At 71.9% G+C, this 8,696-nt stretch carries 6 protein-coding genes and 2 pseudogenes; 7 read left to right on the top strand and 1 reads right to left on the bottom strand.

Features of this window, described 5'->3' with window-relative positions; all coding sequences use genetic code 11:
* Positions 1–1,499, top strand: a pseudogene (locus Q5762_RS36455) (AfsR family transcriptional regulator); the annotation flags it as partial.
* Between the two features lie 16 nt (positions 1,500–1,515).
* On the opposite strand, the gene Q5762_RS36450 reads toward Q5762_RS36455, so the two are convergent.
* Positions 1,516–2,403, bottom strand: a complete 888-nt coding sequence (locus Q5762_RS36450) for a siderophore-interacting protein (RefSeq protein ID WP_315896622.1) — start codon at positions 2,401–2,403, stop codon at positions 1,516–1,518.
* 226 nt (positions 2,404–2,629) lie between these two features.
* Here Q5762_RS36450 and Q5762_RS36445 point away from each other — a divergent pair, with 226 nt between their 5' ends.
* From Q5762_RS36445 to Q5762_RS36420, 6 genes and pseudogenes are all read left to right on the top strand, one after another.
* Positions 2,630–2,830 carry a hypothetical protein gene (locus Q5762_RS36445; RefSeq protein ID WP_315896621.1) on the top strand — a complete coding sequence of 67 codons (201 nt, stop codon included), beginning with the start codon at positions 2,630–2,632 and terminating at the stop codon, positions 2,828–2,830.
* 236 nt (positions 2,831–3,066) lie between these two features.
* Positions 3,067–4,257 (top strand): acyl-CoA dehydrogenase family protein, encoded by a 1,191-nt coding sequence (locus Q5762_RS36440; RefSeq protein ID WP_315896620.1) that lies wholly within the window; start codon positions 3,067–3,069, stop codon positions 4,255–4,257.
* Positions 4,258–4,310: 53 nt separating this feature from the next.
* Positions 4,311–5,159, top strand: a pseudogene (locus Q5762_RS36435) (transposase family protein).
* Positions 5,160–5,614: 455 nt separating this feature from the next.
* Entirely contained in the window at positions 5,615–6,883 is a 1,269-nt protein-coding gene (locus Q5762_RS36430) for a lectin (protein ID WP_315896619.1), read from the top strand.
* Positions 6,880–8,268, top strand: a complete 1,389-nt coding sequence (locus Q5762_RS36425) for a ricin-type beta-trefoil lectin domain protein (RefSeq protein WP_315896618.1) — start codon at positions 6,880–6,882, stop codon at positions 8,266–8,268. Before Q5762_RS36430 ends, Q5762_RS36425 begins: the two co-directional genes overlap by 4 nt.
* Before the next feature lie 58 nt (positions 8,269–8,326).
* Positions 8,327–8,656, top strand: coding sequence for an RICIN domain-containing protein (locus tag Q5762_RS36420; RefSeq protein ID WP_399495497.1), 330 nt, complete (start codon positions 8,327–8,329; stop codon positions 8,654–8,656).
* The last annotated feature ends 40 nt before the right edge of the window (positions 8,657–8,696 follow it).

Genomic DNA, 8,696 nt, shown 5'->3' with positions numbered 1-8,696 from the left:
ACCGGGCGGAGGCCGAGCGGCTCCACCTCGTGCACTACCGCGAACTCGCCCGCCACGCCGACCCCGCACTCCGCGGCCGTGAGCAGCCGGTCTGGCTGCGCCGCCTCGAAACGGAGCACGGCAATGTCACCGCCGCCCTGCGGACCGCCGTCGGTCAGGGGGCGGAGCAGGAGGCGCTCTGCCTCGTCCTGTCCATGAGCTGGTTCTGGCAGCTCCGGGCCCGGCAGGCCGACGCTCGGTTCTGGGCGTCGGCAGCGGCCGCCCTCGGCCCCGACCCGTTCGCCCCGCCCGTACGACACGCCGTTCCGCTCGCCGACCGCTGCACCGACACGCCGCCGCCGTGGCAGGAGGAGCAGCTGTGGGAGGCGCGCCGCGGCTGCCGGCTGCTCGTCCTCGCCGCCGAGGGCGGCGAGGGCGCCACCGCCCTCGAAAAGCCCGAGACCCGCGCCCGGCTCGACGCCATCGTCGCCGCGTACCGCCCCGGCCTGCCACAGAACTGCCGTCAGCCGGGCACCATGTGGTACTTCGTCCGCCTCATGACCGGCGAGTTCCAGAGCCTCGACGAGACCCTCGACGCCCTCCTGGCCGCCTGCCGCGCCGAGGGCTTCGGCTGGGAGCTCGCCTTCACCCACCTCCTGAGGGCCAGACTCCTCGGCGACCGGCCCGTCGACGCCGAAGCGGCGCTCGCCCACTTCGAGCAGGTCCAGGACGCTTGGGGCATCGCCGAGTCCCGCTCCGCGCGCGGCGAGGCGTACGAGCGGTCGGGCCGCCTCGCCGAGGCCGCCGCCGACTACGAGCACGCCGCACGGGCGGCGGCGGGCGGCCTGGGCGCCCGGTCCCAGGCCAACGTCTTCAAGGCCCGGCTCGCCGCCGTACGGCTACGGCTCCCCGATGCGGACGAGCAAGCACGCACGGCGGCCGAACAGCTCCTCGTGGAGGCCGCCGAGGAGGCCGCCACCGAGTCGACCGGGGAGCCGGTCAGCACGGCCAGGCTGCTCCTCGCCCAGCACTACGGACACACCGGCCGCACCGCCCTCGCCCGCGAGCAGCTCGACCGCATGGGGGAGGAGTTCAGGGGCGACACGCCCGACCTCTTCGTCGGCCTGACCGGGGGACTGCGCGGCTGGCTCGACTGCCTGGACGGCGCGTACGCCGAGGCGGCCGGGCAGCTGACCCGTGCCGTACGGGATGTGGAGAGCCTCGCGTACCTGGTGGCTCCGTATCTCGTGGTCGGCGTGTTCCCGACGGCGGCCTGGGCCAAGGCCGGGCGCGGCGCGCCGCACGACGCCGAGGACGGCGCCCGTCTGCTGGGCGCGTACGACGCGCACCGCCGGGAGGCGGGCGGGGCCGGCTTCCGCCCCTTCACCGAGCAGACCGAGGCGTCCGTGCGGGACCACGCGGAGCCGGCGCTGCGGGCGGCCCTCGACCCGGCGACGTACGGGCGACTGTACGAGGAGGGCCGCGCCCTCTCCGTACGGGAGGCCGCCGCCCTGGTCTGACCCCTCGGTCCCCGGCCTACCCCGCCTCGCCGCCCGCCGACTCCAGCCGCTCGCGCGCCTCGGCCAGGTCCTCCGGGGTGGGCGCGTCGTCCTGGGTGAGGTGGCGCCGCCAGTAGCCGGTGAAGTGCACGGCCCGCCGGTCGTACCCGCGCTCCTTGACCAGGTGCCGGCGCAGCGCTCGTACGGCCCCGGCTTCCCCCGCGAGCCAGGCGTACGGCGTGCCTGGCGGGAGGGCGGCCCCGCGTACCGCTTCGGCCGGTGAGGCATCCCCATGCAGCCAGTGCACGGTCAGCTCGCCCGCCGTCACCAGGGGCTGTTCCTCGGTCGCGTCGGCGACCTGGACGAAGGCGACGGCCCGGTGGCCGGGCGGGAGCGCCTCGGCGACGGTCGCCAGGGCGGGCAGCGAGCAGCCGTCGGCGGCCAGCAGCGACCAGTCCGCCGCGCCGACGGTCACGGGCGTGGCGAAGTACGCCGACGGCCCGAACATCCCGAGCGTGTCGCCGGGCCGTGCGGCCCGCGCCCAGCGTGTCGCGGGCCCGTGCTCCGATCGGCCGCCGTCACCACCGTGGACGTAGAAGTCGATGTCGACGGTCGCGGCGCCGGGATCGTGGACCCGGATCGTGTAGCTGCGCATCCAGGGGCGCTCGGCCTCCGGGATCGCCGCGTAGGCCGCGTACCAGCGCATCAGGTCACCGTCCCGGTCCGGGGCGGGCAGCACCGGCTCGGACCTGCCGGGACGCGGGAAGTACAGCTTCACCTGCTGGTCGGGGCCTGCGAGAGTCAGATCGGCGAGGGACTCGCCACCGAAGGTGACCCGGACCGTGCGCGGGGTGACCGGACGGACGGCGACGACCAGGATGCGGCGGAGGGGCAGGGCGGGGGCGGCGGGCGGCTTCGGGGTCATCGAGGCTCCTGTTTCGTCGGCGTGTCCGAGGCGCGTCCACGGCCCGTGTCCACGGCGTGGCGCGGTCCCCACCCTCCCCGCCCCCGCCGACACGGGACCGACACGGAACCACACGGGACCGACACGGAACCGACACGGGACGACCGGTGCGGCGAAGCGGCCCGGATGCGGTCCGGGGAACCGGACACGAGAATGGCCGGTACCGGAAGAACAAGTAGGAGGCGGCATGAACGCTGAGTCCGACAAGACATCCCTGGGGGAGAGCCCGACGCCCGACCGCCTCTTGCATGCCGGGTCGGAGGGCGAATACACGGCGGAGGACCTGGTCCTCGCCTCCGGACGTGACGTGAATCCGAAGAGCCTCGCGTGGGCGGAGCGCCGCATGGCGGAGAAGGGTCGCGCCTCCCTCGACGAACTCCTGCCCTGACCCCCGCCGGCAGCTACTGACCGCCTCGGCCCGGCATCCCCCCGCCGCGCCGGGGCGGTCCACGCCGCCGCGCCGAGGCGGACCACTTGCGCCGCGCCGGGACGGTCCACCCCCGCCCGAGCCGCGTCGGTCCACCCCGCGCCGGGTCCGCCGCGGGGCTTCCCCATTTGTGAAACACGTTCTACCGTGGCCGCCGTCGCGCGCACGGTACCCAGGACGCCGCCACGGGAGGCCCCATGCACCTCGAGTACACGCCCGCCCAGCACCGCCTGCGCGAGGAGCTGCGTGCGTACTTCGCCGAACTCGTGCCGGACGACGTCCACGCGCGCTACGCCGACCCCGCCGCCCAGAAGCGCTTCTACCGGGAGACCGTGCGCAGGCTCGGTACCGACGGCTGGCTCGGCGTCGGCTGGCCCGTCGCGTACGGCGGGCGCGGACTGAGCCCCATGGAGCAGTTCATCTTCTTCGACGAGGCCGCCCAGGCCGGCGTCCCGCTGCCGCTGATGGCCCTGAACACCGTCGGCCCGACGATCATGCAGTTCGGCACCGACGAGCAGAAGGCGTACTTCCTGCCCAAGATCCTCTCCGGGGAGATCGACTTCGCCATCGGCTACAGCGAGCCCGACGCCGGTACCGACCTCGCCGCCCTCAAGACCCGTGCGGTCCGGGACGGCGACGAGACCACCGGCCACTACACGGTCAACGGCCAGAAGATCTGGACGACGAACGGCGACACCGCCGACTGGGTCTGGCTCGCCGTCCGTACCGACCCGGACGCCCCCGCCCACAAGGGCATCACCATGCTCCTCGTCCCGACGAGCGACCCCGGATACTCCTGCACCCTCATCAACACCCTTGCCTCGCACGACACGACGGCCAGCTACTACGAGAACATCCGCGTCCCGGCCTCCCGCCGTGTCGGCGAGGAGAACAAGGGCTGGCGGCTCATCACCAACCAGCTCAACCACGAGCGCGTGACCCTCGCGGCGCACGGCACGATGGCGATCCGGGCCCTCCACGACGTCCAGCGCTGGGCCGCCGACACCAAGCTCGCCGACGGCCGCCGTGTCATCGACCTCGGCTGGGTGCGCCGCAGCCTGGCCCGTACGCACACCCGGCTCGACGCGATGAAACTCCTCAACTGGCAGATGGTGAACGCCGTCCAGCAGGGCACCCTCACCCCGCAGGACGCCTCCGCCGTCAAGGTCTACGGCTCCGAGGCCCGCCGCGACGCCTACGCCTGGCTCATGGAGGTCGTCGGCTCGGCGGGCGCGCTGAAGGAGGGCTCCGCCGGCACGGTCCTGCACGGCGAACTCGAGCGCGGCTACCGCTCGGCGGTCATCTTCACCTTCGGCGGCGGCAACAACGAGATCCAGCGGGAGATCATCTCCTGGATAGGCCTGGGCATGCCCCGCGTCCGCCGCTGACCGGTTGTGACCACAGATTTCAGTTGTCACAAACCGGGGCCAGTTGGCACCGGTTGAACCCAGGGATAGCCCCCTTCGCGGGGCTGAGCCCGCGGCAGTTCCGGAAGCTGGTGACGGTGCTGCGGCGCGAGGGCGCGGACGTGGTCCGCAAGGGCCGGCCGTGGAGCCTTCCGCTGGAGGACCGGGCACTGCTGGTCGCGGCCTGCTGGCGCACGGACCTCACGATGCGCCAGCTCGCCCCGCTGTTCGGGGTGTCCAAGTCGGCGGCGGACCGGATCACCGACCACATCGGGGGCCGATGCTCGCTCTCCAGCCCCGCAAGCAGTTCGCGAAGGACACCGTGCCGATCGTGGACGGCACCCTGGTCCCCACCCGACCACGCCATCGCCGAGCGGTCGAAGAACTACAGGTACTCCACCAACCACCAGATCGTCATCGACGCCGATACCCGCCTGGTCGTCGTGGTCGGTCGGCCGCTCGCCGGGAACCGCAACGACTGCAAGGCGTGGGAGGAGTCCGGCGCCGAGGCCGCCGTCGGCAAGACCCGCACGATTGCCGACGGCGGCTACCCCGGCACCGGCCTGGTCATCCCGCACCGCCGCAAACGCGGCCAGGCCGAACTTCCCGCCTGGATGTTCGCTACCAGGACCGCGGCAGTGGCGTGGTCGAAGCCGACGCCGGGGTGTTGTTCCGGTGCTGATGCGGCTCGGCGCAGCTGGGCCGGCAGTGCCTGGCGCCGCAGGAAGGCGTCTTCCAAAGCGGGCTCGACCAACAGGGCGAGTCCTGAGCCGTCTCGACTCCCCGGAGGAACGCACCGTGCGGGCCGCGCTGTAGGCGCTCAGGACGTCGTCACTCCAGGCGCGCCGCTGCCGCGCCGACTGCCGTTGCGTCTCCGGTGGTGAAGGCGAGGATGGCGTCACAGACGGCGACGTATGCCTGGGCATCATGGCGGGCTTCCTCCGCGGCCTGGCGCTCCACCGAGCGCCACGGAAGCCCTCGCGTCCCGGTCCGCCTGCGGGGCATGGACCCGGCCGCGCACTACCGCGACACCCGCACGAAGGCGGTGCACCATGGCGGTACTTGCCGGTTACGGCCTCATGTCGGGCCTCCCGGAGGGGGACTGGTCGAGCACTTCGGTTCGCCTGATGCGACGCGTTCATGAATGTGGTCCATACCAAGCTCTTGACAGCGTTTTCGTTCACTCCTTAAATCACATAGTGAACTAAGTACCCTACGGCCCGACTCCACACCCCACCCCCTGTTGGCGCGGCAGCCCCTCGGGCTCGCGCGCCCCCTTGCTCGTCATGCGCATGCCATATGCGGCTCTGATCCGTCATGCTCCCTGGAAGGGAGACTCATGCACCCCCCACGCCTATTCCGACGCCTGCGGCTGTCCCTGGTCTCGGTCCTCGCGCTCGCGTCGCTGTCCACCGGCCTCGCCGCGGGCGCGTCCGCTTCGGCGCCGCCGCCTCCCGCGCCCGCGGCGGCTGCCGCTGTCACGTTCTCCGACGACTTCGACGGGCCCGCCGGCTCCGCCGTCGACGGAGGGAAGTGGCAGGTCGAGACGGGCGACAACGTCAGCAACCACGAGCGCCAGTACTACACCGCCGGCAACCGCAACGCCGCCCTCGACGGCCAGGGCCACCTGGTCATCACCGCCCGCCGGGAGAACCCGGGCAACTACCAGTGCTGGTACGGCAGGTGCGAGTACACCTCCGCTCGGCTGAACACGGCCGGCAGGTTCACCACGACGTACGGCCGTGTCGAGGCCCGTATGAAGGTTCCGCGCGGACAGGGCATGTGGCCCGCGTTCTGGATGCTGGGCAACGACATCGGCCAGGTGGGCTGGCCGAACTCCGGTGAGATCGACGTCATGGAGAACGTCGGCTTCGAACCCTCCACGGTCCACGGCACGCTCCACGGCCCCGGTTACTCCGGCTCGGGCGGCATCGGCGCCGGGTACACCCTGCCCGGCGGCCAGGCGTTCGCCGACGCCTTCCACACCTTCGCCGTCGACTGGAGCCCGAACGCGATTACCTGGTCCGTGGACGGCACCGTCTACCAGCGGCGCACACCCGCCGACCTCGGTGGAAAGCAGTGGGTCTTCAACAAGCCCTTCTTCCTGATCCTCAACCTCGCGGTCGGCGGGTACTGGCCCGGGGACCCCGATGGCAGCACGGTCTTCCCTCAGCAGCTCCTGGTCGATTACGTCCGCGTCAGCACCGACAGCGGTCAACCGGGAGGCGGCGGTCCCATCACCGGCATGGGCGGAAAGTGTGTGGACGTACCCGGTGCCAACAACGCCAACGGCACCCCCGTACAGCTCTACGACTGCAACGGCACCGCCGCCCAGCGCTGGAGCGTGGTCTCCGACGGCACGATCCGCGCACTCGGCAAGTGTCTGGACGTGGCGTCGGGAGGTACGGCCGACGGTACGCCGGTCCAGCTCTGGGACTGCAACGGCTCCGCCGCCCAGCAGTGGGCCACCCCCGAAGCCAGGGACATCGTCAACCCGCAGGCCGACAAGTGCCTCGACGCCTCGGGCGGCAGCTCGGCCAACGGCACCCGGTTGCAGATATGGACCTGCACCGGGGCCACCAACCAGAAGTGGACGGTGACCCGATGATCACGGGCCCCCTGCGCAGGCCCACCGTGCGCGGTGTGTTGGGCACAGCGGCGGCAGCCGCCCTCGTCACCGGTCTGACCGGCGCTCCCGCGAGCGGCGCGGCAGCGGCCACCGGCCGGATCACCGGCATCGGCGGTAAATGCGTCGATGTCGCGGGGGCGAGCAGCGCCAACGGCGCCGCCGTACAGCTCTACGACTGCAACGGCACCGCCGCCCAGGAGTGGAATGTCGGCAGCGACGGCACAATCCGCGCACTCGGCAAGTGTCTGGACGTGGCATCGGGCGGCATCGCCGACGGAAGCCGGACCCAGCTGTGGGACTGCAACGGCAGCGCCGCCCAGCAGTGGTCGGTAACGGCGGCCCGCGACCTTGTCAACCCGCAGGCCGACAAGTGCCTGGACGCCACCGGCAACAGCTCGGCCAACAGCACCCGGCTGCAGATATGGACCTGCACCGGCGCCGCCAACCAGAAGTGGACGGCGCCGAGCGGCGGAAGCGACCCGGCGCCCGGGCCGGGATCCATGGCCGTGGCGCCGTACCTCTACAACGGCTGGGGCAGCCCGCCGAGCCCCACCACCGTGACGAACGCGACCGGCGTCAAGTGGTTCACGCTCGCCTTCGTCCTCAGCAACGGATACTGCGAGCCGCAGTGGGACGGCAGCCGTCCGTTGACCGGGGGAGTCGACCAGCAGACGGTCAACACCGTACGCGCCAACGGCGGCGACATCATCCCGTCCTTCGGCGGCTGGAGCGGCAATAAGCTGGAGAGCTCCTGTGGCAGCGCGGGCGAGCTGGCCGCGGCGTACCAGAAGGTCATCAACGCGTACGGCCTCAAGGCGATCGACATCGACATCGAGGCGGCGGCGTACGACAGCCCGACCGTGCAGCAGCGCACGGTCGACGCGCTGAAGACCGTCAAGGCCAACAATCCCGGCATCAAGGTGTACGTCACCTTCGGCACCGGGCAGAACGGCCCCGACAGCAGCTTGATCAGCAAGGCCGCCGCGTCCGGTCTTGCCGTGGACAGCTGGACGATCATGCCGTTCAACTTCGGCGGCGCCGGCCAGAACATGGGCCGGCTGACCGTCCAGGCGGCCGAGGGCCTCAAGAACGCGGTCAAGAACGCCTACGGGTACTCGGACGACCAGGCATACCGGCACACCGGCATCTCCTCGATGAACGGCATCACCGACAACGGCGAGACGGTGACGGTCGACGACTTCCGCACCATTCTCGGCTACGCCCAGCAGCGCCACCTCGCGCGGCTGACCTTCTGGTCCGTCAACCGGGACCGACCCTGCACCGGAGGCGGCGCCGACACCTGCTCGGGCGTCTCCCAGCAGCCGTGGGACTTCACCCGCGTCTTCGCCCAGTACGACGGTTGACCCACCCCCTCCCTGCCCAGCCCCCCACTCATGCCGCACAGCCGGCACAGGAGAAGACGTGCTCCGATTCCCGCGAACGCCCGGAGCGGTTCGCCGCAGCGCACACCGGGCCCGCATCACCCGGCCATGGGTCGCGGCCTGCGTGGTCGCCGCCTCGGCGGCCTCGGCCCTCACCGCCGTCCAGCCCAGCCAGGCCGTCCCTGTCCAGGCCGCCGTCCAGAAGTCTGCCCCGAAAATGGCCGCCGCCCTGCCCTCGGACTGGTCCACGGTCGTGAACTCCGCCGGCGGCAAGTGCCTCGACGCGCGGTCGGCCGCGACGGCGAACGGCACGGCGGTGCAGCAGTACGCCTGCCAGAAGAAGCGGGAGTGGCTGCGGCAGAAGCCGTAGCCGCAGTGTCCGGCCAGGTCCGAGCGTTTGACGGTCTCGC

Source organism: Streptomyces sp. P9(2023), assembly GCF_032436795.1.
GTDB lineage: Bacteria > Actinomycetota > Actinomycetes > Streptomycetales > Streptomycetaceae > Streptomyces.
Note: the sequence above shows the minus strand (reverse complement) of the source record. Positions and strands in the feature narration are given on the sequence as shown.

What these genes read in the sequence shown, in the direction of transcription:
- Q5762_RS36450 (WP_315896622.1), bottom strand. Translation starts at nt 2,403, where the DNA reads ATGACCCCGAAGCCGCCCGCCGCCCCCGCCCTGCCCCTCCGCCGCATC.
- Q5762_RS36445 (WP_315896621.1), top strand. Translation starts at nt 2,630, where the DNA reads ATGAACGCTGAGTCCGACAAGACATCCCTGGGGGAGAGCCCGACGCCC.
- Q5762_RS36440 (WP_315896620.1), top strand. Translation starts at nt 3,067, where the DNA reads ATGCACCTCGAGTACACGCCCGCCCAGCACCGCCTGCGCGAGGAGCTG.
- Q5762_RS36430 (WP_315896619.1), top strand. Translation starts at nt 5,615, where the DNA reads ATGCACCCCCCACGCCTATTCCGACGCCTGCGGCTGTCCCTGGTCTCG.
- Q5762_RS36425 (WP_315896618.1), top strand. Translation starts at nt 6,880, where the DNA reads ATGATCACGGGCCCCCTGCGCAGGCCCACCGTGCGCGGTGTGTTGGGC.